Here is a 23738-nt window from a genome sequence, read left to right as displayed (position 1 = left end):
GCGGGCCTGTATTTCACGCTAGGACATCACGGCGGCGATATCAAACCGGGGTGGTGGCCGGAGTCTTGGCTGGTGGCAGGCTTGCGGCGGGCCGGGGAAGGGCCGCCGCCAGGTAGGGCGCGGTGCGGCTGTGCGGGGAGCGGGCGACGTCGGCCGCGGTTCCGGCGGCGACGATCCTGCCCCCGGCGTCCCCGCCCGACGGCCCCAGGTCAATGACCCAGTCCGCGGCGGCAACCACCGCCATCTCGTGTTCGACCACCACCACGGTGTTGCCGCTGTCCACCAGGCCGTGGAGCTGGGCCATCAGCAGTTCGACGTCGGCAGGGTGGAGTCCGGTGGTGGGTTCGTCCAGGAGGTAGAGGGTATGGCCGCGCTGGGCGCGCTGCAGTTCGGTGGCGAGTTTGATGCGCTGGGCCTCGCCGCCGGACAGCTCAGTGGCGGGCTGGCCCAACCGGAGATAGCCCAGGCCAACGTCCCGGAGGCTCTTCAGGCTGCGGGCGGCGGCAGGAATGCCGGCCAGGAACCCGGCTGCGTCATCCACGGTCAGCCGCAGCACCTCGGCGACGTTCTTGCCCCGGTAGGTCACCTCCAGGGTTTCCGGGTTGTACCGGGAACCATCACACTCCGGGCAGGGACCGTAGCTGCCCGGGAGGAACAGCAGCTCCACGGCCACAAAGCCTTCGCCCAGGCAGGTCTCGCACCGGCCGCCGGCCACATTGAAGGAGAAGCGCCCGGCGCCGAACCGCTTTGCACGCGCCTGCTCCGTGGCGGCGAATTCCTTGCGCACCGCGTCGAACAGGCCGGTGTACGTGGCCAGGTTGGAGCGCGGGGTGCGCCCGATGGGCTTCTGGTCCACGGTCACCAGCCTGTCGATCCGATCCGCACCGCTGACCGGCCCTACCGACAAGGGCGTCGCCGGGCCCGGCTCTTCAGGATCTGCCGGCTGTGCGGCTTTGGCCGGCCGTGTGGCCTGTGCCGAGGGTTCAGGCTGGTGGTCCTTCAGGCCGGACCCCACCACTTCCCCGAGGACATGGCTGACCAGCGTGGACTTGCCTGAGCCGGACACTCCCGTGACTGCCGTCAAGACGCCCAGCGGGAACCGCGCATCAACGTCCTTGAGGTTGTGGCGGCTGATGCCTGCCAGCTCCAGCCAGCCGTCGGGCTCCCTGGGGCTTATCCCGAGAGGCGCGCTGCCTCCACGTGGTTCGCCGCCGCCGTCGGACGCGCCGCTCTCGTGGGAGGCGCCGCCGCCGAACAGGAACGGGCGCGTGACCGATGCCTCAATCGCCGCCAGCCCGGCAACCGGGCCGCTGTAGAGCACCTCGCCGCCGCCTTCCCCCGCCCGCGGGCCCACATCCACCAGCCAGTCGGCGCGGCGGACCACGTCCATGTTGTGTTCCACCACGAAGACGGAGTTGCCGGAGGCTTTCAGCTGGTCAAGGACCGCCAGGAGCGGCTCGGCGTCGGCAGGATGGAGGCCGGCGGAGGGCTCGTCCAGCACGTAGATCACGCCGAACAGCCCGGAGCGGAGCTGCGTGGCGATCCTCAGCCGCTGCATCTCGCCGGGGGAGAGGGTGGGGGTGGCGCGGCCCAGGGCCAGGTATCCCAGGCCAAGGTCCAGGAGCACCGTGACGCGGTTCAGGAGGTCCGCGGTGATGGCCACTGCCACCTCGTTCCCCTCCCCGGAGGTCTGCCTGCGGGACGCGGTTCCTGCTTCCTTCAGCCCGGCGGTGGGGCGGATGATCTCGGCCAGTTCCACCATCGGTGTTGCATTCAGCTCGGCGATAGTGAGCCCGGCGAAGGTGACGGCGAGGGCTTCTGCCCTGAGCCCGGTGCCGCCGCAGAGGGGGCAGGGTCCGGACTCCATGAATGTCAGGACGCGCTCGCGCATGGAGGCGCTCTGGGAGTCGGCAAGGGTGTGCAGCACGTAGCTTTTGGCGCTCCAGAAGCGGCCCTTGTACGGCTTGGCCACACGGTCGCGCTCCGGGGTGACTTCCACCACGGGCTGTTCCTCGGTGAACAGGATCCAGTCGCGCTGCTTCTTCGGCAGTTTCCGCCAGGGCACGTCGACGTCGTAGCCCAGGTGGCTGAGGATGTCGCGGAGGTTCTTGCCCTGCCAGGCGCCCGGCCACGCGGCGATGGCACCGTCGCGGATGGTCAGTGCCGGGTCCGGAACCAGGGATTCCTCGCTGACCGTGTGCGCGACGCCCAGCCCGTGGCATTCCCGGCACGCGCCCGCGGCGGTGTTCGGCGAAAAAGCGTCGGAATCCAGCTGCCCGGCGCCTGCAGGGTACGTTCCGGCCCGTGAAAACAGCATCCGGAGCGAGTTGGAGAGGGTGGTCACCGTGCCCACGGTGGAGCGGCTGCTGGGTGCGCCGCGGCGCTGTTGAAGCGCGACGGCGGGAGGCAGCCCGGAGATCATTTCCACCTTGGGATTGTGGCCCTGCTGGATGAGGCGGCGTGCGTAGGGGGCCACGGATTCGAAGTAGCGCCGCTGGGCTTCGGCGTAAATGGTGCCGAACGCCAGCGATGACTTCCCCGAGCCGGAGACGCCGGTGAACGCCACGATGGAGTCCCGCGGCACATCCACGTCGACGTTCCGCAGGTTGTTCTCCCGCGCGCCCCGGACACGGACAAAGCCGTCCGAAAGATGGTCAGGAGTGGGAAGGGAAATATCGTCAGCCTGCTGAGGGTTCCGCATTGATCCGACTCTAGCTGCGAACCGGCCGGCGGGCGATATCCTGACCCGATGGACAATTACAGGGACACAGCCACCGAACCGCTGCCAGGGACGGATCAGCTTCCAGAGGCGGAGTTGACCAGCGAACAGGCCGCCGAGGTGTTGCGGCCCCTGACCGTAGCCGAGCTGCACCTGCACATCGAGGGCACCCTGGAGCCGGAGCTGATCTTCGCGCTCGCGGAACGCAACGGCATCACCCTGCCCTACGCGGATCTGGACGAACTCCGCGGACGGTACGAGTTCACCGACCTGCAGTCCTTCCTTGACCTGTACTACGCCAACATGGCGGTGCTGCAGACCGAACAGGATTTCGCCGACATGACCCGCGCGTACCTGTCCCGGGCCGCCGCCGCCGGGGTCCGGCACGCCGAGATCATGATGGATCCGCAGGCACACCTGTCCCGCGGCATCGCGCTGGAGACCTGTGTCAACGGCGTGGCTTCGGCGCTGGCGACGTCGGTGGAGGACTTCGGCATTTCCACCCTGCTGATTGCCGCTTTCCTGCGCGACCTGTCCGAGGACTCCGCGCTGGAGGTTTTGGATGCCCTGCTGGCCATGAACGCGCCGATTGCAGCGATCGGCCTTGACTCGGCGGAGGTGGGCAACCCGCCGTCGAAGTTTGAACGGCTGTTCGCCAAAGCCCGGGAAGCGGGGCTGCGGCTGACCGCGCACGCGGGCGAGGAGGCGCCGCCGTCGTACATCATCGAAGCGCTGGACATCCTGGGCGTGGAGCGGATCGACCACGGCATCCGGTGCATGGACGATCCGGATCTGGTGGAACGGCTGGTTGAGGCCCGGATTCCGCTGACCGTATGCCCGCTCTCCAACGTCCGGCTGCGCGCCGTGGACACGCTGGCGGACCATCCCTTGCCGGCCATGCTCGCCGCAGGGCTCAACGTCTCGGTGAACTCCGACGATCCGGCCTACTTCGGCGGGTACGTGGACGACAACTTCGCCCAGCTCAGGGCCGTGTTCGAACTGTCCGAGTTCGACGTGGTGCGGCTCGCGGCGAATTCAATCCACTCGTCGTTCGCTTCCCAGGAGCGCCAGGCCGAGCTCCTGAACGAGCTGAACGGCATGTAGCTCCTGGCCGCCTGCTCGCTTACACTGGTGCGCAGGCGTGTCCGGGAAGAGTCCGGCGGTACCTGGTTACCAGCGCGCAGGGTTGAGCAAACAGCCCCTTTTACCGAGACTCCTGCCTCAGTTCCGGTGTAATTCTCGTCATAGACGGTCACGACACGCAGAATTAACCATTTCAAGTCGCGCGATTAACAGGCTGTTGGCAGGATGCCTAGTGACCGATCGCATTACTCAAGGGGAATCATGGCCAAGTCCACCGCAGATAACACCAACCTCCGACTCAAGACCGTACTGAACGTCCTGACCGAAGGCGTGTGGTCCGGCGACACGTTGAACGCCGGGGAAGTCCTGGCGGAAGCCACCGCCCGTGTGCCGTTCAGCGACCACGAGGCGGCGTTGCTTACCGGCGGCATCCCCCGTGGCCACAAAGCGCTCACGTCCGCCACGGCCAAGCTGGTCAAGGCCGGCTGGCTGGTCAAGGGCCGTTCCGGCTGGACCATCACCGAAGACGGCATGCGCGCCACCGTTGCGTTCCCCGACGCGGCGTCGTTTGCCGCAGCGCTCGACGCCGGCACTCCCGTTCCGGCCGACGTCGCCGTCCCGCCGGCACCGGCCGTCAAGCCGGCCCGTGCAGGGGCGGCGAAATCCGGTACGGCGAAGGCAGGCACGGCGCGGACCGCCGCGGCGCGCACAGCAGGCAAGCCGGCCGTTCAGGAAACCGCAGCAGCCACCGCAGCAGCCCAGGAGGACACTGTGACGAAGACTCCAGCGAAGAAAGCACCGGCGAAGCGGACACCTGCCAAGAAGGCAGCGGACGCGGTGGGCAAGGCGGCAAAGATCATCGAGGACGCAGTGGAGCCCGTGGTCAAGGCCGTGCGCTCACGCAAGGCAGCACCGAAGGAAGAGGCCGCAGCTGGCGCGGCGTCGGCCAACGGAGCCTCGCCCCACACGGTGGCCAACACCGCCGAGACCTTCCCCCAGCCTGAGGCCGTTGCTGTTGCCGGCGACTTCAACACCATCCTGGGCGCGCCGGAAAACTGGGCTCCGCAGTACGACGAGGCCCAGCTGACGCTGGATGCCCTGGACCAGCTGTGGAAGATCCGCGCCGCACTGCCCGCCGGCTACTACACCTTCAAGATCGCACTGAACCGCTCGTGGGAAGAGAACTACGGTGCGTTCGGCACGTTCGATGGCCCCAACCACGAACTGCACCACGACGGCGGCACGGTCACCATCAGCTACGACCACCGCACCCGGGACATCACCATCGACTGACATCGGTCTCTGGACAAAAACTCCGTGGTGAAGCAGTGTGGAAACCGGTCGTCCTGACCGGTTTCCATACGTTTAAGGAGATGCTGAAATGACCCTTCCTTCTGGCCTTACCCCGGGCATTTGGACGTTGGATATGTCGCACAGTGAGATCGGCTTCACGGTCCGGCATGCCGGCATCAGCAAGGTCCGCGGCCGCTTCACCGACGCCACTGCCGAGGCCCGCGTGGGCGATTCCCTGGCCGACGCCTCGCTGCACGCCACAGTGAAGACGGCCAGCTTTGAATCCGGTGACGCCAACCGGGACGGACACGTTAAGGGGCCGGACTTCTTCGACGTGGAAGCGTTCCCTGAGATGACGTTCCGAGCCACGTCCATAGAGGGCGACGGCGAGGACTACACACTGACCGGCGATCTCACCATCCGTGGGATCACCAAGCCGGTGGATCTGGAAGTCGAATTCACCGGGGTGGCGGTGGACCCGTTCGGTGCCACCCGCGCCGGTTTCTCGGCAGAAACCGACATCAGCCGCAAGGAATTTGGCCTGACCTGGAACGCCGCCCTGGCGGCCGGTGGCCTGCTGGTCAGCGACAAAGTGAAGATCAACGTCGACGCTGCGCTGGTCAAACAGGGCTGATCCGGCATCCTGCCATGACCTCCGACAGCCCGCAATCCGGAAATTCCTGGCCGGGAGATTCCCGGTCCGGAGATCCCCAAGCGGACAATGTCCGGCTCTCTGCCCGCGTCTTTGGCGTGGTGCAGGGCGTCGGATTCCGCTTCTGGACTATGGGCAAGGCTGACGAGTTGGCGCTTAAGGGCGTGGTGAAAAATCTCGACGACGGCTCAGTTTCCATCGTTGCCGAAGGACCCCGGCAACAGGTCCAAGAGCTCCTGGACTGGCTGAGGTCAGGGAATGCTCCGGGCCGGGTGGAGCGTGTGGAGGAGTCCCTCTCCGCCGCTGAGAACTCGTTCCGGGATTTCAGGGCCCGCTGAGGTCGCCGGCCCGGTCGCCGGGGCTAAGCCCGATGAACGCTCCGAGCTCTTCAAGGACCGCCGGTTTCGTGGGCATGTAGTTGGTCAGTTCGGGCGAGCGGACCACCACGGCACGCCACTGGCCCCGGGACACGGCCACGTTGATCCTGTTCCGGTTCAGCAGGAATTCCGCGCCGCGCGGGGCCTCGGCAACGGCGGAGCAGGCCATGGAAACCAGCACCACCGGTGCCTCCTGGCCCTGGAACTTGTCCACCGTGCCCACCCTGACCCCCGCAAGCCCGGCCTGCTGCATGGCCAGCCGGATCAGCTGGACCTGGGCGTTGTAGGGCGCCACCACCAGGATGTCCTCAGCGGTGAGGGTCCTGGCTGGTTTGTCACCGCCCGGCAGCCATTTCAGCCCGATGTGACGTTGCGCCTGCCGGACCACTTCCTCCGCCTCTTCGGGGGATGCGGTGGTGTTCCCGCTGTGGTGGACGAAGACGGTTTCCACGCCTGCGGGCAGCTCGGCGAGGCTGCGGAGGGAGGCTGCCGGAGCCGACTCCAGCTTGCCTTCGTAGCTCAGGAGGGAGACGGCCCGGCATAGGTCCGGATGCATCCGCCAGCTGTCTGCCAGGAAGTAGCCCAGGCTTTCGGGCAGCGTGGCGTGGCCGGCGGCGAGCCAGCCCAGGGCCGATTCGTCCACAGGTTCCGGGTGCGAGCCCTGGGTGACCTGAGGAAGCTGCTGCGGGTCACCCAGGAGCAGGAGCCGCCTCGCGGACCGGGCCACGGCCAGGGTGTTAGCGAGCGAGAACTGGCCTGCCTCATCAATGACAAGCAGGTCCAGGGACCCGGCAGGGACGGACTTTCCGGTCATGGTCCAGGCTGTGCCGCCCACCAGGCAGCCGCCGGGGGAGGCCAGCAGTGTGGCGACGTCCGTGTCCTTCACGCGGGTCCAGGGGACGTCGTGGTCAGTGATGAGCTTCTTGGCCACCCGCGCCGCGTCCACACCCGCGGTGTTGATCGCAGTGCACAGCATGTTCTCCACCACGGCATGGGACTGGCCCACCACACCGATCTTCCAGCCGGCCGCGACCAACCTGGCGATGACGTGGGAGCCGACGTGGGTCTTGCCTGTCCCGGGGGGTCCCTGCACGGCCAGGTAGGAACGGTCCAGGTCCAGCAGGGAGGTGGTGATCGCCGTGGCGTAGTCCGGCGCTCCGGAACTGTCGGAACCGACGGCGGCGGGCCCGGGCAGGGACCGGAACCGTGGCGGCACCTTGCGGAGGATGTCGATGCCCGGGTGTGCCGGCAGGTGCGGCACGGCGGCGCCGACTGCCTGGGCAAGCTCGGCGAGGGCTGCTTCGATGCTGGCGGTACCCACCGGCTGGTCTTCGGTGAGGGCCACGGGAAGGTGGGGGTAGGCCGGGACCTTGCCCGTTTCCCGTTCCTCGATGGTGATGATGGTCCGGCCGGGGATCCCTGGGTGGTCCTCCACGGCGGTAACCAGGGTTCCGAAGGTGAAGCCGCGGCCCCTGGTGCCTCCGTTGGGATTTTCCAGTCCGTCGGGGACCGGTGCGTCGTAGAGCCGGCACCAGGTGCTTCCGGGTTTGAAGTCCGAGCCCTCGCTCATGGTGCCGGCGAGCCTGAGTGTGCGCGTCCGCATCCGCTCCCGGGGTTTGGCAAGGACCCAGTCCGTGAGGATCTCAGCGGTGTCCACCACAAACACGTTGCGGTGCTCGGACCAGGTGTCGAGCTCGGCTTCGGTCCGGTCGAAGTGTTCCCACCAGAACTGCTTCCGTTCGCGCCGGTGGTACCCGACTGCCGCAGCCACCATCGCGATGGCGCGTTCATCGTCCGTCCACGGCCGCGTGTCCGGCAGCGCTGCCAGGTATTCCTGCAGGCGCCGTTCCTCCGGCGAGGGCTCGGGTTCGGGGACCGCGGCCACCACGTCCGGCACCGCAGCCTGCCGCAGCAGCTGCCCGCCGTCGTCGGACGTTCCAGTTGGCCCCGTGCTGGCGGCGGTGCAGGCGGCGCCCGTACCGCGCAGGGCAAGCAGCCAGTCGCGGAGGCGGAGCGTGGAGAGGCAGTCGTACTCGTTGTAGTCGGAGATCGAAGCGAGAATTGCCGCGGCCAGCCCTGCGTCGCCGCCGTCACGGGCAGCGCAGTACGCGGCATACGCCACGACGGAGGCGCCGGCGTCCTTGACGTCGCCTGAGCGGAGGTTGTTTCCCATGTAGAGCGGCTCGAGCATTTTGATCGAGTAGGACGGCTCGGAGATCCGGAGGGAATGCCGGGCGGTGGCATAAAGGTCCACCAGGACGCCGTGGCGCAGCCAGTTGTCCACGATGTCCTCGCCGGCCAGGTGCGTCACGGACAGGTTCCGGAGCGCCGATTTCTCGTAGGCGGCGTAGTGGTAGACGTGCATGTCCGGGTACCTGGCGCGGCGCTCCTCGACGTAAGCGAGGAAATCCAGGAAGGCCTGCCGCTCCTCATGGCGGGAATGCGCCCAGAAGGGCCGGAACACGGGCTTCTCAGTGGTGCGGGCGTCAGCTGCCGGCGCGACCAGGGGCGCCTCGATGACGCCGAAAAGGTACTCCAGGCCCCACTTGCCGGTGGCGGGATCCTGCCACAGGGGATCGCCCTCGAAGTCGAAGAAGATGTCGCCGGGGCTGGGTGCCGGAATGGTGGCCAAGGCGTTCTCCGGCAGCACTTTGTACGTGACGGTGTGGTCTTCACCGTCCTTGGTGAAGGTGCGGGAGCCGTCCGGCGTGTCCCGGCCCAGCTGCATCCGGGCCTGGTCGCGGAGGCGCACCAGCGAACCGGTGGCGTGGCCGGCAGGAAGGTCTGCGAGTGCATCAATGGTGCTGATGCCCGCCGCGAGGAGCTTTTTCCGCCGCACCGATGTCATGCCGCCCACCATCAGGAGGTCGCGGTGGGACTGCACCTGCTCGGCGCAGTAGTTGCACCGGCCGCAGTACATCACCCCGGGCTGCTGCCACTGCACCGGCGACCGACGCTCCCGGTGCCCTGCAGTCAGGGCGCGGAAACGGTCCCGGCGATCACGGAAGACGGGCAGCAGGTCGGTGAGGGAGTGGACGCTGCGGAGGTACTCGCCGTCCACCATGGCGCCGAGCACCAGGGTGAGCTTCGGCGATGGCTCCAGGCCCATCCGGATGAGCTGGTCGCCGTAGGCGGCAAGCTGCAGGAGGGCTCCCACCTTGGCGTGCCTGGCCAGCTTGGTGTCCCAGACCTCGTACCGGCCGGGGACCCCCGTCCCGGCGGCCTCGTTGACGATGAAGTCGGCGTAGCCCAGGAACTCGCCGTCAAAGAATGTTGCCTGGAAGACGACGTCGGCCCCGGCCCTGAGCGCGAGGTCTGTTTCGGCCTGCTTTGCGAGCAGGGCACCGCGGGAGTTCTCTCCCCGCTCCACTGAGTACACCCCGGCGCCGCGGCCGGCGTCCCATTCGCCGTACTGCGCAACAAGGCCGGCCAGGACCTTGGCCTCGTGCCTGTCACCGAGCGCCCCGGCACGGCGCTGCATCTCGTCGTCGGGAAATTCCGCCTTGGGGGAGCGGCCCAGTTTCTCGTCCAGGATCCGGAGCGTGCGGTACTCGCATTCGCTGGCCGCCACGAGGTCGCTCGCGGAAAACACCAGGTCCTGCTGCGCGCCGAGACCTGCCGCGCCGAGACCTGCCTTGCCGAGACTTGCCTGGCCAACACCTGCCTGGCCAACACCGACCGGATCAAGCAGAAACACGGGGCCTCCCCATTAAGAGCCTGGCCGGGAACAGTTTCCGGGGCCATGGTTCGAATCTACCAACAGCCACTGACAACGCGGGGTCACTAGATGCGCTTCCGGGGGCTCCGGAAGGGCATCTAGTGACCCCGCGTTGCTTTGGTTTGGTTTTGGTTTGGTTTGGGTTTGGGGTTGCTTTGGCTGCGCGTCGCCCTAGTCCTGGGCTGCCCGCACCTGGGCTTTGTCGTGCTCGATGTGTGCGCTTCGGATGAGGTCCATGAACTCGGTCTCGTTGCGGATGAGCCGCTTGTACTTCTCCGGCAGTTTGCGGATCTGGTCTTCCTCGCGGACCATGTTGGCAAAGATCTTGTCCCGCTCGTTCATGTCCGTTTCGTAGTTGAGGTCAAGGTATTCGGTGGCGTGCCGCTTTGCCCCGGACACTGCATTCTTGGCCTTGCCCTTGGGGCTGAAGATCGAGGCCAGGACGGTGACCGCCAGGACGCCGAGGATCACGCTCAGGGAGACTTCCGTGCTGACCTCCACCACGTTGACTTTCTTGCCGTCGTTGATGAACGCCAGGGTGTTCTCGTGGAGTGCGTGCAGGATGAGTTTGACGCCGATGAAGCCCAGGATGGCCGCCAGCCCGTACGCGAGGAAGATCAGCCGGTCCAGCAGCCCGTCGATGAGGAAGAACAGCTGGCGCAGGCCCATCAGGGAGAATGCCGTGGCGGTGAAGACGATGAAGACGTTCTGCGTCAGCCCGAAGATCGCGGGAATGGAATCAAGGGCGAAGAGGATGTCGGTGCCGCCGATGGCCACCATGACCAGGAGCATCGGCGTGAGCACGCGTTTGCCGTCCTCCATGGTGAAGAGTTTGTCGCCGTCGTAGTGCTGCGACGCCGGGAGGTACTTCTTGGCGAGCCGCACCACCAGGCCTTCGGAGTCGTCGTCGTGGTTGTCCGGCTTGAGCAGGTTGCCGGCGGTGATCAGGAGGATCAGCCCGAAGATGTAGAAGATCCACGCGAAGCTGTTAATCAGCGCGGCGCCCAGGAAAATGAAGGCGGTGCGGGCAATCAGGGAGAAGATGATGCCGAACAGAAGCACTTTCTGCTGGTCGGCACGGGGAACCTTGAAGCTGGCCATGATGATCAGGAAGACGAAGAGGTTGTCTACTGACAGGGCCTTCTCCGTGACGTAACCCGCGAAGTATTCGGTGCCCATGGTGGGGCCGCCGAACCACAGCACGCCGAGGCCGAAGAGCAGGGCGATGCTCACGTAGATCGCTGACCACGTCGCGGATTCCTTCAGCGAAGGCGTGTGGGCCTTGCGCACATGGAAGAAGAAATCGAAAGCCAAGAGGCCCACGATTCCCACAAGGGTCAGGGTCCAGACATAAGCAGGTACTTGCACGCGGCAGGCCTTTCCTCGGAGTCTCCGTCCAGCCTACGGGGTGCCGCAGTCATGCCGCAGTCAATCCGCAGTCAATCCAATCCGGCCAGCCGTCGCAGAATGTCCGCGGCCGGTTCTTCGGTTGCGTCCCGGAAGCCGGTGCCGGCCCACAGATTGATGGATTCCGAATCGCCTGCTGCTGCAGCGGCCCTGCGGAGCGGACTGGTCAGATGATGGATCGCCGGATACCCGCTGGGCGCCAACGCATCGAACCTGTCCACGAACCGGTTGCGCAGGGCACGGGCAGGACGGCCGGAGAAGGCGGTGGTCACCACCGTCCCGTCCCGGGCGGGGGCGGCCAGACCGGCCTTGTAGGCTGCGGACGCTCCGCTCTCAGGACTGCGCAGGAGGACGGTGCCCACCACCACGGCCTCGGCGCCGTGTTCCAGGGCATCCCTGACTCCGGCCGGTGTAGAGATGCCGCCCGCTGCCCACACAGGCAACTGGACTGTTGACCGGACGCGGTCCAGCAGGGCCGCCAGCGGTATGTCCTGGACCGGGACAGCCGGGGTGAGGGTTCCGGAGTGGCCGCCGGCTTTGTACGACTGGACAACCAGCCCGTCGACGCCGAGCGAGGCGGCCTGTTCGGCCTCGCCGGGACTGGTCACTGTCTGGAACACCAGGGACCCGGACCTTTGCAGGCGGTGGACAAGGTCCGCGGGGGGAAGCCCGAACGTGAAGCTCACCACCGGGACGGGGTCGCTGAGCAGGAGGTCTGCCTTGGCCTCCCAGCCGTCGTCGTCCTCGAGGGCAGCCACCCCGTCCAGCGGGATGTTGTAGTCCGCCGCCAGTTCCCGGAGGGCGTCGGCATAGCGGGCAAAGGCGCCGGGATCCACCGGTACCGGGTTCGGCGCGAAGAGATTGACGCCAAAACGGGAGGCTCCGCCGCGCACTTCGGCAATCTGGGCGGCGAGCTGGTCCGGCGTTTTGTAGCCACCGGCGAGGAACCCCAGGCCCCCGGCGTCGGCGGCCGCCAGCACCAGCGCCGGCGTGCTGGGACCCCCTGCCATGGGCGCCGCGACCAACGGTATGGCAGCACCCAGGCCGGCCAGGAGCCCGTTCATGCGCCGGCGGTCAGCAGACCGCTTTCCACCACCGCGGCGCGGGAGAGAGTCTTGTAGCCCTCCTGCTCAAAGAGGACCGTGATCACATCGTCCTCGTAGCGCATCACCAGCCCTGGCCCCCACGCCTTATGGGTCACGGTCGACTGAAGCGGGAACGGCAGGTCGCCGTCGTCCGGCTGGAGGGCCGCGCCGCCGCCGTCGTTCTTCCGGGACTCCTGCGCCGCATCCTGCCGGGCGGCAGCCTCGGCGCACACATCGCAGTTGCCGCACGGCTTCGGCAGGTCCTCCCCGAAGTAGCCCAGCAGGAACTGCCGCCGGCAGCCGTCCGTCTCGGCGTAGCCGCGCATCATATTCAGCCGGGACTGGTCCACCCGCTGCCTCTCCTGTGAACGTTCGACGGCGAGCTGTACCAGAGCGGGCAGCTTGGCCTTGGAGGCGAGCCGGATGCCGCGCTTGCCGGTGCTCACGGCGCCCACCTCCTCAAGCTGGTTCACCAGCGCGGTCACCCGGCGGGCCGGAAATCCCGTGAGCTCGGCCAAAGCCGTTTTGGGAGCGGGCGCACCGGCAGCCCGGAGGACCTTCAGCACGGCCAGGAGCGAATCCGGGTCAGCCGGGTGCGTGCCGAAGAACTTCCGCAGGCCAAGGTCCTCGGAGCGGTAGTGGAGCACGGCCGAGGCAGGCTTTCCGTTCCGCCCGGAGCGGCCGATCTCCTGGTAGTACGCGTCCAGGGACTCCGGGATGTCCGCGTGGACCACGAAGCGGACGTTGGGCTTGTCAATCCCCATGCCGAAGGCTGTTGTGGCAACCACCACGTCCAGCTGGTCGTCCAGGAATTGCTCGTGGATGCGCTCGCGGTCCGCCCCCGGCCGGCCGGCGTGATAGGCCTCCGCGCGGAGCCCGCCCTGCGCCAGCTTCGCTGCGTACTTCTCCGTTTCCTTGCGTGTGGCGGCGTACAGCAGCCCCGGCCCTTCCGCGGCCAGTGCGGCGACCTGCGCGAGCACGGCCTTGGACTTGCCCTCTTCCTCGTGATGGCGGACCACGTCCAGGCTGATGTTGGGCCGGTCGAAACCGCGGACCAGCACCAGCGGGTCCGTCATTCCCAGCCGTACCGCGATTTCCTCGCGCACCGGCGGAGAGGCGGTGGCCGTCAGCGCAGCCACCGGAGGGTTGCCCAGCCGCCCGCGGACGGAGCCCAGGGTCAGGTAGTCCGGCCGGAAGTCGTGTCCCCAGGAAGAGACGCAGTGTGCTTCGTCCACCACCAGCAGGGGAACCCCCAGGGCGGCGATCCGCTCCACCGTCTCCTGTTTTGCCAGCTGTTCCGGCGCGAGGAAAAGGAACACGGCGCGGCCCTCCTCGACTTCCCGCCAGGCCTCCGCCACCTCGGCGTCGCTGCGCGAGGAATTGATGGCGACGGCGGTGTCCGGTCCCAGCCGTTCATTCAGTCCGTCCTGCTGGTCCTCCTGCAGGGCGATAAGGGGTGAAACCACGACGGCGGGGCGTCCGGTCTGTCGGTGCAGGTGCAGTGCCGCCACCTGGTAGATCGCGGACTTGCCGTAACCGGTGGGCATCACAGCCAGGACATCACGGCCGGCGACCAGGGCGGCCATGCCGGCGAGCTGTCCGTCGCGCAGTTGCGGGAAGGAAAAAGTGGAGGAGGCAAGCGCGCTTAACGCAGGAGTCTCGGACATATAACGGCTCCGGGGAGTGGTTGCTGCGGCCGCTTGCTTGAGCCGTCCGGAACAGCCTATCGCGTGGCGAGCCGCCGACGTCGCACGTTGTCAGGGTCCCACGGCCTCACCTTCGGCTTGGGCGGCGTTGTCCTTGACTTACGCCGCCCCCTGAACAACTGTGGAAGTGACCGTTCCGCCGGTGATGCCGGTGCGCCTGCGGTGTAGGCAAAACCAAGGAGATTTCAGAGTGACGCGCAAAAACCCGCAGGTGGAAGAGGTCAACGAGGCTGACATCGAGGTCAGCGGCGAGCCGAAGTCCTGGGCCGCCGGCGTCCCGGGCGTCTACCATTCCCTGGAGCCTGCCATCAAGCACATGGGCCCGGGCCGGGCCTCGAAGACGCTCCTGGCGCTGAACCAGAAGGACGGCTTTGACTGCATGAGCTGCGCCTGGCCGGACCCCGGGCACAGGAAGACCTTCGAGTTCTGCGAGAACGGGGCCAAAGCGGTCACCTGGGAAGCCACGCCCGTGGTGGTCGGCTCTGAATTCTGGGCTGAGAACCCGGTCAGCGCGCTGCGTGGGCGGTCCGAGTACTGGCTGGGGATGCAGGGGCGCCTGACCGAACCCGTCTACAAGCCCGCGGGGGAGGACCACTACCGGCCCGTCAGCTGGGAACAGGCGTTCACCATCATCGCGGACAAGCTGAAGGCGTTGCCCAGCCCGGACCAGGCCACGTTCTACACCAGCGGCCGGACCTCCAACGAAGCCGCGTTCCTGTACCAGCTGTTCGTGCGTGCCTACGGAACCAATAACCTGCCGGACTGTTCCAACATGTGCCATGAATCCTCCGGCTGGGCAATGGGTCAGACCATCGGAATCGGCAAAGCCACCATCTCCTACGATGACTTCGCCAAGGCGGACCTGATCATCGTCATGGGCCAGAACCCGGGCACCAACCACCCCCGGATGCTCACGGCACTGGAGGAAGCCAAGGAAGCCGGGGGCAGCATCGTGGCCATCAACCCGCTGCCCGAAGCCGGGTTGAGGCGCTACAAGAATCCGCAGAAGGTCAAGGGGATCGTCGGCCACGGCACGCAGATTGCCGACCAGTTCCTGCAGATTCGGCTCGGCGGCGACATGGCGCTGCTGCAGGCAATCTCCAAGCGGGTCCTGGACGCCGAGGCCGCGAACCCCGGATCCGTGCTGGACCATGCATTCCTGGCTGAACACTGCCAGGGGCTTGAGGAACTGCGCGCACACCTTGCCCATTTGGACGAGGCGGCCGTGCTGGAAGCCACCGGCCTGAGGGTCGAGGAGATCGACGAACTGGCGCACCGCTACCTTAAGGCGGACAAGGTGATCATCACCTGGGCCATGGGCATCACGCAGCACAAGAAGGGCGTGGCCACCATCAAGGAGATCATCAACCTGCTGCTGCTCCGGGGGAACATCGGCAAGCCCGGCGCCGGCGCGTCCCCCATCCGCGGCCACAGCAACGTCCAGGGCGACAGGACCATGGGCATCTGGGAACAGATGCCGCCGGCATTCCTGGACGCCCTGGGCAAGGAGTTCAACTTCGAACCGCCCCGCGAACACGGCGTGGATGCCGTCGAAACCATCCGGCAAATGCGCGACGGCGGGATCAAGGTCTTCCTCGGCATGGGCGGAAACTTCGTGGGAGCCATGTCGGACACCGACGCCGGCATCGCGGCCATGGAGAACACGGAAATGTCGGTCCAGATTTCCACAAAGCTGAACCGCTCGCACACCGTCACAGGCGCCGAGGCCCTGATCCTGCCCACCATGGGCCGCACCGAAATCGACATGCAGGAATCCGGTCCGCAGTTCGTCTCGGTGGAGGACACGGTCTGCGCCGTCCACGCCTCGCACGGCACCGTCAAGGCGGTGGCTCCCGGGCTGCTGTCAGAGGTGGCGATTGTCAGCAGGCTCGCCCACAAGGTGCTGGGAGATTCCGTCCAGGCCGACTGGGCCGGGTTCGAGAAGAACTACGACCATGTCCGGGACCACATCTCCCGCGTGGTGAACGGCTGCGAGGACTACAACCGCAAGATCCGCCAGGACGGCGGCTTTGTGCTGCCCAACGGGCCACGGGACTCCCGCACCTTCCACACGCCCACAGGCAAGGCCATGCTCACGGTCAACGAACTGGAGCACGTGGAGCGGCCGGCAGGAACGCTGATCCTGCAGAGCATGCGCTCCCATGACCAGTTCAACACCACCATCTACGGAAACAACGACCGCTACCGGGGCATCAAAAAGGGCCGCGAAGTGGTGTTCGTCAGCCCCGAAGACCTTGTGGAACTGGGCCTGAGCGACGGGCAGCACGTGGACATCCACGGCGTGTACAAGGACAACGTGGAGCGCGTCCTGCGGAACTTCCGGGTGGTCTCGTACCCCACGGCGACCGGGTGCGCGGCCGCCTACTACCCTGAGGCCAACGTGCTGGTCCCGCTGGAAAGTGTGGCCGAGGGAAGCCAGACACCCGTGTCCAAAGCCGTGATTGTGCGCCTGGAGCCGCGACTGGTGTGATCAGCGGCCTCGACAAGGCCATGGTGCCGGCGAAGAATTAAGGCAGGACGCGTGACTGCCGTCGGAGGGCACCATGAGCGAAGTCGTTGTCTATCTTGATACGTCCGATGTCCGGCCCGGGAAGCTGGCCGAACTGAAGACGGCCATGGCGGAACTCGCCCGCTTTGTGGACGCCAACGAGCCCCGGATCATCTCCTACAACGTCTACTTTTCGGGCGACGGCACGCGTATGAGCGTCCTCAACATCCACCCGGACGTGGCATCGCTGGAGTTCCACCTGAAGGTCGCGGGCCCACGGTTCCCTCCGATTGCTCCCCTGGTTGCGCTTCGGACCATCGAAATTTTCGGACCCGTCACGGAGGGGCTGACCAGACAGCTCGAGGGGAAGACCCAACTGCTGGGCGGCAGCGTGATCGTCCACGATCGCCATGCCGGGTTCGCCAGGGTTCCCGCGGCCTGAGGAGGAGCGCTGCGGGATTACTGGGCTGTGTCCGCCCAGCCCTTGGCGGCAGGCCCGCCCTCGTGACCGTCGCCGCACAGCTGGAACGCGACGTCGGCCGCTTTGGCAACTGATGCCGTCGACGCCATCTTGGAGCCGGCGCTCCCGGTCCCGGCTTCGAGTCCGGCGGCGTACCCCACCAGGAACGTGGTGACCGGGGCGGCCGCGTGGATCACGGACTCGGAAGACTTCCGGGCCAGGTCGAGCAGCATTTCCTGGTCCACCTGAAGGTCCAGGATCTGCAGCGCCTGGGCCAGCCGGTGGGTCCACTGGTCCAGGACCTGCGCTTCGTCGTCGCTGACAGCCATGTTCTCTCCTAAGTTCTGGTGCGTTGGGCTAGCGGAATCGGTGCTTGCCCGGTGCCCTCGACACTACAAGGCCCGGCACGCTAAGTCACCGCCGCTGACCCTGGCCGGCAGCACGTCGCTGCTCCATCGCGGACACTCGGCGCTCCGCCTGGTGTGTTAACCAGCGCGGATATCCGTGGCGCTAGGCTGGAGGCAGAGCAGCTACCCAGGAGATACCCGATGACTGAAATCACCATCCGCCACAATCCTGCGCGCGAGCGCTTCGAGGTGCTCGTGGCGGGAAACCCGATTGGCAAGGCGGCCTACAAAACGTACGACGGCGGCGGCTCACCCCAGCGGATTTTCTACCACACGGTGATCAACGAGGAATACGGCGGCCAGGGCCTTGCCGGGAAGCTCGCCGCGGTGGCCCTGGATGACACGGTCGAAGCCGGCCTGGGGATCGTGCCCGTATGCCCGTACATCAAGAAGTTCCTGGTCAAGCACCTGGAGTACGCTGGCAGCACGGTGGCCGTTACTCCGGCGCACCTGCAGTTCCTGGAGGACGCGTTGGCTGCCCGGGCAGCCAGGGCCTAAGGGCCTCGGGCGTTCACGAAGTCGCAGTCCGGCAGCCAGGTGCACCAGACTGTTTCCGTGAGCAACAATCCCCGGACCGGCCTCGCAGTGGCCGGCCTCAGCCTGGGCACGGCACTGAACCCGCTGAACTCGTCCATGATCGCCGTGGCGCTGGTGGTGCTGCGCGCCGATTTCGGGCTCGACGTCGCCACGGTCACCTGGGTGGTCACGTCCTTCTATCTGAGCTCCGCCGCAGGCCAGCCGCTGATGGGCCGGCTCGCTGACCGGTTCGGGCCGCGGCGGATGTTCATGCTCGGGATGGCGCTGGTGGCCGTGACCTGTGCGCTGGCCCCGTTTTCGCCGAACTTCGCTTTGCTGTGCGTGGCCCGTGCCGTGATGGCGCTGGGCACTGCCACGGCCTACCCCAGCGCGGTGGTGATGGTGGGCGCCATGGCGCACCGCTCCAGGCTGGAGTCCGCCCGCCCGCTGGGCCGGATCCAGATGGCCAACACCTCGGCGGCAGCGGTGGGTCCGGTGCTCGGCGGCCTGCTGGTGGGTTTCGTGGGCTGGGAGGCGCTGTTCCTGGTCAACGTCCCGCTGGCGCTGGCGGCGCTGCTGATCGTCAGGCAGACGGCGCCCGCGGATGAGGCAAGGGAACGCGGACGCCTCAGCGAACTGCTGCGTGACTCGGACATCCCCGGCATCCTGGCATTCGTCAGTTCCCTGCTCCTGGTGATGATGGCCCTGCTGGACGTCGCTCCGGGCTACCGCTGGTACCTGCTGGGCGCCGGAACGGTGGTGGCCGCGCTGTTCGCCTGGCGGGAGTTCCGCTTCAGCCCGCCGTTCCTGGACCTGCGCCTGCTGGGCCGCAACCGGCCGCTCATGCTGGTGTACGTGGGATTCGCGGTGTTCAACGGCGTCTATTACTTTGTGTTCTTCGGCCTGCCGCAGCTGCTGCAGGAAGCCGGCGGCTATGATCCCGGCCTGGTGGGCCTGCTGATGCTGCCCATGGCAACCCTGTCCGTTCTGGCGACGCCGTGGGCTGTCCGGGCCATGACCCGGTTCGGCGTGCGGCGGGTGATGATTGCCGGCGTCGTACTTCTCACGGGGGCCGCCGCCCTCACGTGGCTCCTCACCGCCTCACTGGCCATCCCGCTGGTCCTGGCTCTCACGGCGCTGATCGGCATTCCGTACGGGGTGGTGAGCATCGCCTCGAACCAGGGCATGTTCGTGTCCACGCTGCCGCAGGAACGGGGCGTGGCCGCCGGCATCTTCCAGACCTGCCGCTACCTGGGTGCGATCACCGCCACCGTGCTGATCGGCGTGTTCGCCGGCAGCGGCGTGGACCAGGAGAGCTGGGGGCTGATGGTGCTGGCCATGCTGGTGCTCAGCGCGGTGGTGTTCGGCGTGACGCTGCTGTGGCGGGAGCGGACGGACTAGGGTTCCTCCGCCGCCCCCGCCTCCTGCACGTGCCGGAATCTACAGCTGCGCGGGGTTCAGCGGCGGGGGAACGATCGGCTGGTCGTTTGCCGTGAGGTCGATGCCCAGGTCCTTGGCGAAGACGAGCCGGGTGTCCTTGTAGATATCGGGGTGGTTCTCATCCAGCTCAAAGACACGCGCGCCGCGGAGGCGGTTCCGCTCGGGACCGGACAGCCCGTAGGCGCCGAATCCGGTGCCGGGTGCGTAGCCGAGCTGTACGCCGTAGTAGTTGCCCACATAGGTGTTCACGTGGTCGTGGCCCACGAAGTAGCCGCGGACGTCACCCCGCTCGAGGAAGGCGCTGAACAGGCCCGAGTTGATGGGGCCGGGGCACTCGTCCTCGTTCCGCTCGCCCACGATGCTGTGCTTTGTCAGCGCACGGGCGTGATCGGCATCCGTCCGCGAGTCGAGGCTGGCGAACCACATGTTGCGGTGCTCGTGGAGGGCGATGTGGCCCCACATGAGGGACGGGATCTTCTTGCCGTACTTCTGCTCTGTAGCGATGGACGTGTTGCGGTACCAGGTGACCTGGTCCATGCGTACCCAGTCCCAGTCGGGGTAGCCCTGGAAGTCCTGCCCGTCGATGGTGTCCGGGGCGTAGCGGCCGGTGTCGATGAGCCACAGGCCGAAGGCGGGTGCCTTGGTTTTGGCGGACTGCACCAGCACCAGCGAGTTGGAGGTGCCGGTGAGGCCCTCGGTGGAGTCGCCGTTCATGTTGAACCCGTAGGTCTGCAGGAACTGCAGCATCCGGGCCTCGGTCATGCCGGTGCGGGCCACCGAATCCTCGTCGTGGTTGCCGAACGTGACCGCCCAGGGGATCTTCCTGCTTTCCATCGGCTGGACGACGTTGTTCAGCGCCTGCTTGACCTCCAGCTCTGAGTCGCAGCCGCCGTTGATCACGTCACCGTTGATCACCACGAAGTCGGGCTTTTCGGCGTCCAGGGTCTTGTCCATGAGTTCGATGGTGCGGCGATCGGTCTGCTCGTCGTCCTGGGTGTCGTTGAACTGGACCACCTTGAATCCGCCGTCCGGGCGGAAGGCGAGGGCGGGCTTGGGCGCCTTTGTTCCCGGTGCCGCATTGCCCGCCACGCCGGAGGCGACTGTGAGCCCGAGAGCTCCAAGGGTTCCGGCGGCGGCGAGGGCCGCCCGCCTGCTCAGTTTGGCCTGGTGGATTCCGGTAGTCATTATTGCCTTTCGTCGCTGTGGGGGCCGTGGTTCAGGCCGCCGCTCCCGTGAGCGTAGGAGAGCGAAGCGTCACTCCTTGAAACACCCGGTGAACGCCGGATGCGGGACATGTCCTTTGACTGCGGGCGAGCCTATGATGGCCGCATGTCACCTTACGAAGTAACGCGCAGCGCCCTCATTCCCGCCCCTGCGGAGGCAGTCTTTCCGCTGGTCAACAGCTTTCACGAGTGGACCAGGTGGTCCCCGTGGGAGGCCGTCGATCCCACCATGGACCGCTCCTATTCCGGCAACGACGCCGGCGTCGGGGCACGGTACGCCTGGAGCGGCAACCGCAAGGCAGGCAGCGGAAACATGGAGATTGTCGAGTCTGATTTCCCGCGCAGCATCAGCGTGCGGCTCGAATTCACCAAGCCCTTCAAAGCCGTCAATCCCACCACGTTCACGTTTACACCGTCCGACGGCGGCACGCAGGTGACGTGGCGGATGACCGGCGAGAACAAGGGACTCGCGAAGGTCTTCGCCCTGTTCATGAACATGGACAAAATGGTCGGCTCCGACTTCGAGCGCGGGCTGGCCTCCCTGTCATCCGCTGCGAAGGCCAACAAAGCCTGACCCCTCCGGGCTGGTGGGCGCTTCGCACCATCCCGGCGGAACTACGCAGACCTCAGCCGGCGAGGATCTGCTCGCGCAGGATGTCCGCGTGCCCGCAGTGCTGGGCCAGCTCGCGCAGCATGTGCAGGTACACCCAGCGCAGGGGGAGCGGGCCGCGGCGGTTGCCCGGGAGTTCGTCGTCGAGGTTCAGCAGCGATGTGGCCCGGCGGGACGCTTCGCAGGCCTGCCGGTGAGCCGCCTGGACGGTGGCGATGGTGTCCTCGTCCGTGAGGATGAACGACTCGTCGGGCGTGGCGGGGATGCCGATCTCGGCGCGGGATCGGCAGGTGATGGCTTCGTCGAACCAGACTTTCTCCACGAAGACCGCGTGTTTGACCAGGCCCAGCAGCGTGGTCCGCGACGGCACCAGCCGCCGCCGCGCCTGCTCCTCGTTCAGGCCGTCCAGGCAGGCATTGAGCAGGTTCCTGTGGTCATCGAGGAAGGCCTCGAACTGGGCGCGGGCAGGTTCATGGATGACGGTCTCGGCCAGCGGGGCGGGATGGGCAGGCATGGACGAAGTATTCCATGGCCATCGCCGCGCCCCGAGCCTATGGTGGATCCATGGCTGATACTTTTTCGTTCCTGGTGGAGGCAATGAAGAACGTCGGCGTGTCCAAGGCTTACGGGCAGCCCCGTCAGGTGGGTGGGGAGGAAGTCATCCCCGTGGCAATCGTTTCCTTCGGGTTTGGTGGCGGCAACGATGCCGAGGGTGGTTCATCCGGCGGAGGGGGAGGCGGCATGGTGCTGCCGCTGGGCGTCTACCGGAACGTCGGCGGGCACGCGGTCTTCCGGCCCAACACCATCGTCACGCTGGTGTGCCTGGTGCCGGTCATCTCAGTCATCGGATCAGCGGTGCGCCGGTCCATCCGGGCCGCCCGGTCCTAGGCAGGTGATCCCGTCGCCAGAGCCGACGACGGGCGTTCAGAGGAAGGAATACGGCATGGGATTGATCCACATTGACCTGTTCAGCACGCTCGACGGCGTCGCGCAGGCGCCCGGCGGACCTGAGGAGGACGCTGAAGGCGGGTTCGCGTTTGGCGGCTGGCAGGCGCCCCTCATCGACGAGGTGGTGGGCGGGCAGGTTGACGCCGGGATGGCGGGGATGGACGCGCTGCTGCTGGGCCGCCGGACCTACGACATCTTTGCCGGGTACTGGCCGCATGCCCGCGGGGATATCGCAGAGTTGTTCAACCGGCTCCCGAAATACGTTGCCTCGCGCCGGACGCCCACCCTCGAGTGGGCCGGCTCCACGCTGCTCGGGCCTGATGTGGCCGCTGCTCTTCGCGAATTGCGCGACCGGCACGAGAATATCCACGTCATCGGCAGCCTCGACTTCGTACAGACCCTGTTCGCGGAGCGGCTGTTCGATCGGCTCACCCTCTGGGTGTATCCGATTCTCCTCGGCAGCGGAAAGAAGGTGTTCGCCGGAGGGGTGGTTCCGACCAACCTGAGGCTCATCGAGCCGGTCATCGCCTCGCCGAAGGGCGCAGTGCTGCAGCGCTATGCGCTCGCCGAGGGCACGCCCGGCGTCGGCGACATGTCAGCCGTGGACCAGCAGGGTTAGGGCCTGCCGTATTTCTCCACACCCGTTGCTCGAAAGGGCGCTAGCTTGAGGGGCGGCGCGTGCGGGCCTGCCGTACCAGCCGGATGAACGCAAAGATGAAGATGGCCTCGATCGCGGCCATGAGGGCGAGCAGGAGCCACTCGCCCTGGGCGATGAAGACCACGGCGCCGGTGATGACAAGCGTTGTTCCCAGAACCAGTGCGTAGACGGCGAACCCGATGGCAACTTTGGCGCTGCGCACGCCGGTCCGGAAGCCAAAGCCCACTGGCTCGCCGCCGGGGTAGCCCTCAACACGGTCCGGGGCGGCGGGCTTGAGCCGGTCAAACTCCTCCCAGGGGTCCCGGTCCTGATCCTGATAGGTCATGGTTCCATTATCCCGCCCCGCGGCCGCCGGACTGATGCTTCGGGCGCATAGAGTGTGGAAAGCATTACCCGTCACGAAGAATCGATCGGGACACCGGACCTGCTAAGGGGCAGCCATGGCTCACGCCGAAAATGAAACCACCATCAACCGCACGTCGGAGGACGTTTACGCCTTCCTCGCGGACGGTTTGAACAACCCGGCCTGGCGGTCAGGAGTGCAGGCCATCTCCCTGAAAAGCGGTTCGGCCGGGGCCCTGGGCTCCGTGTACAGCCAGACTTTGTCCGGTCCGGGCGGCCGGCCCCTCGCGGGCGACTACGAGATCACCGCCGCAGAGCCTGGCAGGCGTCTCGCCTTCCAGGTGGTGGCCGGCCCGGCCCGCCCCGCGGGGGAGTACGTCCTCAGCCCGGTGGACGGCGGGACGAGGGTCCGCTTCAGCCTGGACCTGCAGCCCAAGGGCCTGATGAAAATCGTGGGTCCCCTCATCTCCCGCACCATGGAGACCGAAGTGGCGCAGCTGGCGAAGCTCAAGGCCGTCCTCGAAGCCGCGTAAGGCCGCCGAAGGTGCCTAAGGCAGGAGCAGCCCGCGGCCGCCGAGGCGGTGC

The 23738-nt window shown here is 66.9% G+C and carries 21 protein-coding genes; 12 read left to right on the top strand and 9 right to left on the bottom strand.

Features of this window, described 5'->3' with window-relative positions:
* Positions 1 to 40: 40 nt before the first annotated feature.
* Positions 41 to 2701 (bottom strand): excinuclease ABC subunit UvrA, encoded by a 2661-nt coding sequence (locus ACS5PJ_RS11240; protein WP_439434971.1) that lies wholly within the window; start codon positions 2699 to 2701, stop codon positions 41 to 43.
* Positions 2702 to 2749: 48 nt separating this feature from the next.
* On the opposite strand from ACS5PJ_RS11240, the gene ACS5PJ_RS11235 reads away from it, so the two are divergent.
* The 4 genes from ACS5PJ_RS11235 to ACS5PJ_RS11220 all read left to right on the top strand — a co-directional run bounded on the left by ACS5PJ_RS11235 (position 2750) and on the right by ACS5PJ_RS11220 (position 6085).
* Positions 2750 to 3823, top strand: a complete 1074-nt coding sequence (locus ACS5PJ_RS11235) for an adenosine deaminase (RefSeq protein ID WP_439434970.1) — start codon at positions 2750 to 2752, stop codon at positions 3821 to 3823.
* A gap of 240 nt (positions 3824 to 4063) precedes the next feature.
* Positions 4064 to 5095: a pullulanase X25 domain-containing protein gene (locus ACS5PJ_RS11230; RefSeq protein WP_439434969.1), complete on the top strand. Its 1032-nt coding sequence runs from the start codon at positions 4064 to 4066 to the stop codon at positions 5093 to 5095.
* Between the two features lie 88 nt (positions 5096 to 5183).
* Complete coding sequence (locus tag ACS5PJ_RS11225) at positions 5184 to 5729, top strand: YceI family protein (protein WP_439434968.1); 546 nt, start codon at positions 5184 to 5186, stop codon at positions 5727 to 5729.
* A 14-nt stretch (positions 5730 to 5743) separates the two neighbouring features.
* Positions 5744 to 6085, top strand: a complete 342-nt coding sequence (locus tag ACS5PJ_RS11220; protein ID WP_439434967.1) for an acylphosphatase — start codon at positions 5744 to 5746, stop codon at positions 6083 to 6085.
* Here ACS5PJ_RS11220 and ACS5PJ_RS11215 read toward each other — a convergent pair.
* The 4 genes from ACS5PJ_RS11215 to ACS5PJ_RS11200 all read right to left on the bottom strand — a co-directional run bounded on the left by ACS5PJ_RS11215 (position 6072) and on the right by ACS5PJ_RS11200 (position 14001).
* Positions 6072 to 9716 carry a TM0106 family RecB-like putative nuclease gene (locus ACS5PJ_RS11215; protein WP_439435119.1) on the bottom strand — a complete coding sequence of 1215 codons (3645 nt, stop codon included), beginning with the start codon at positions 9714 to 9716 and terminating at the stop codon, positions 6072 to 6074. The two genes, ACS5PJ_RS11220 and ACS5PJ_RS11215, sit on opposite strands and share 14 nt — an antisense overlap.
* A gap of 297 nt (positions 9717 to 10013) precedes the next feature.
* The gene (locus tag ACS5PJ_RS11210; protein ID WP_439434966.1) at positions 10014 to 11210 is read right to left on the bottom strand and encodes a TerC family protein; all 1197 of its coding nucleotides are present in this window, start codon (positions 11208 to 11210) and stop codon (positions 10014 to 10016) included.
* A gap of 71 nt (positions 11211 to 11281) precedes the next feature.
* Positions 11282 to 12313, bottom strand: coding sequence for an NAD(P)H-dependent flavin oxidoreductase (locus ACS5PJ_RS11205; protein WP_439434965.1), 1032 nt, complete (start codon positions 12311 to 12313; stop codon positions 11282 to 11284).
* The gene (locus tag ACS5PJ_RS11200) at positions 12310 to 14001 is read right to left on the bottom strand and encodes a RecQ family ATP-dependent DNA helicase (protein WP_439434964.1); all 1692 of its coding nucleotides are present in this window, start codon (positions 13999 to 14001) and stop codon (positions 12310 to 12312) included. Before ACS5PJ_RS11200 ends, ACS5PJ_RS11205 begins: the two co-directional genes overlap by 4 nt.
* Before the next feature lie 229 nt (positions 14002 to 14230).
* Here ACS5PJ_RS11200 and ACS5PJ_RS11195 point away from each other — a divergent pair, with 229 nt between their 5' ends.
* Both ACS5PJ_RS11195 and ACS5PJ_RS11190 read left to right on the top strand, forming a co-directional pair.
* The gene (locus ACS5PJ_RS11195) at positions 14231 to 16531 is read left to right on the top strand and encodes an FdhF/YdeP family oxidoreductase (RefSeq protein ID WP_439434963.1); all 2301 of its coding nucleotides are present in this window, start codon (positions 14231 to 14233) and stop codon (positions 16529 to 16531) included.
* Between the two features lie 73 nt (positions 16532 to 16604).
* On the top strand, positions 16605 to 16991 hold the full coding sequence (locus tag ACS5PJ_RS11190) for a hypothetical protein (protein ID WP_439434962.1): 387 nt from the start codon (positions 16605 to 16607) through the stop codon (positions 16989 to 16991).
* A gap of 17 nt (positions 16992 to 17008) precedes the next feature.
* Here the strand turns inward: ACS5PJ_RS11190 and ACS5PJ_RS11185 are convergent, their stop codons facing one another.
* Positions 17009 to 17338, bottom strand: coding sequence for a DUF6457 domain-containing protein (locus tag ACS5PJ_RS11185; protein ID WP_439434961.1), 330 nt, complete (start codon positions 17336 to 17338; stop codon positions 17009 to 17011).
* 219 nt (positions 17339 to 17557) lie between these two features.
* Between ACS5PJ_RS11185 and ACS5PJ_RS11180 the strand changes: the two genes are divergently transcribed.
* Both ACS5PJ_RS11180 and ACS5PJ_RS11175 read left to right on the top strand, forming a co-directional pair.
* Positions 17558 to 17914: a GNAT family N-acetyltransferase gene (locus ACS5PJ_RS11180; protein WP_439434960.1), complete on the top strand. Its 357-nt coding sequence runs from the start codon at positions 17558 to 17560 to the stop codon at positions 17912 to 17914.
* Between the two features lie 57 nt (positions 17915 to 17971).
* Positions 17972 to 19333 carry an MFS transporter gene (locus ACS5PJ_RS11175; protein WP_439434959.1) on the top strand — a complete coding sequence of 454 codons (1362 nt, stop codon included), beginning with the start codon at positions 17972 to 17974 and terminating at the stop codon, positions 19331 to 19333.
* 39 nt (positions 19334 to 19372) lie between these two features.
* Here the strand turns inward: ACS5PJ_RS11175 and ACS5PJ_RS11170 are convergent, their stop codons facing one another.
* On the bottom strand, positions 19373 to 20557 hold the full coding sequence (locus ACS5PJ_RS11170) for a metallophosphoesterase family protein (RefSeq protein ID WP_439434958.1): 1185 nt from the start codon (positions 20555 to 20557) through the stop codon (positions 19373 to 19375).
* Positions 20558 to 20701: 144 nt separating this feature from the next.
* Between ACS5PJ_RS11170 and ACS5PJ_RS11165 the strand changes: the two genes are divergently transcribed.
* Complete coding sequence (locus ACS5PJ_RS11165) at positions 20702 to 21169, top strand: SRPBCC family protein (protein ID WP_439434957.1); 468 nt, start codon at positions 20702 to 20704, stop codon at positions 21167 to 21169.
* A gap of 52 nt (positions 21170 to 21221) precedes the next feature.
* Here the strand turns inward: ACS5PJ_RS11165 and ACS5PJ_RS11160 are convergent, their stop codons facing one another.
* The gene (locus tag ACS5PJ_RS11160; RefSeq protein WP_439434956.1) at positions 21222 to 21719 is read right to left on the bottom strand and encodes a DinB family protein; all 498 of its coding nucleotides are present in this window, start codon (positions 21717 to 21719) and stop codon (positions 21222 to 21224) included.
* Positions 21720 to 21769: 50 nt separating this feature from the next.
* On the opposite strand from ACS5PJ_RS11160, the gene ACS5PJ_RS11155 reads away from it, so the two are divergent.
* Positions 21770 to 22093, top strand: a complete 324-nt coding sequence (locus ACS5PJ_RS11155) for a hypothetical protein (protein ID WP_439434955.1) — start codon at positions 21770 to 21772, stop codon at positions 22091 to 22093.
* 55 nt (positions 22094 to 22148) lie between these two features.
* The gene (locus ACS5PJ_RS11150) at positions 22149 to 22772 is read left to right on the top strand and encodes a dihydrofolate reductase family protein (RefSeq protein WP_439434954.1); all 624 of its coding nucleotides are present in this window, start codon (positions 22149 to 22151) and stop codon (positions 22770 to 22772) included.
* Positions 22773 to 22812: 40 nt separating this feature from the next.
* Here the strand turns inward: ACS5PJ_RS11150 and ACS5PJ_RS11145 are convergent, their stop codons facing one another.
* Complete coding sequence (locus ACS5PJ_RS11145) at positions 22813 to 23136, bottom strand: hypothetical protein (RefSeq protein ID WP_439434953.1); 324 nt, start codon at positions 23134 to 23136, stop codon at positions 22813 to 22815.
* A gap of 115 nt (positions 23137 to 23251) precedes the next feature.
* Here ACS5PJ_RS11145 and ACS5PJ_RS11140 point away from each other — a divergent pair, with 115 nt between their 5' ends.
* Positions 23252 to 23686: an SRPBCC family protein gene (locus ACS5PJ_RS11140; RefSeq protein WP_439434952.1), complete on the top strand. Its 435-nt coding sequence runs from the start codon at positions 23252 to 23254 to the stop codon at positions 23684 to 23686.
* The last annotated feature ends 52 nt before the right edge of the window (positions 23687 to 23738 follow it).

The sequence above is a fragment of the Pseudarthrobacter cremeus genome, assembly GCF_051857465.1.
Lineage (GTDB): Bacteria > Actinomycetota > Actinomycetes > Actinomycetales > Micrococcaceae > Arthrobacter.
The sequence above is the reverse complement of the archived record's forward strand: the minus strand, read 5'-3'. Positions and strand labels throughout refer to the sequence as shown.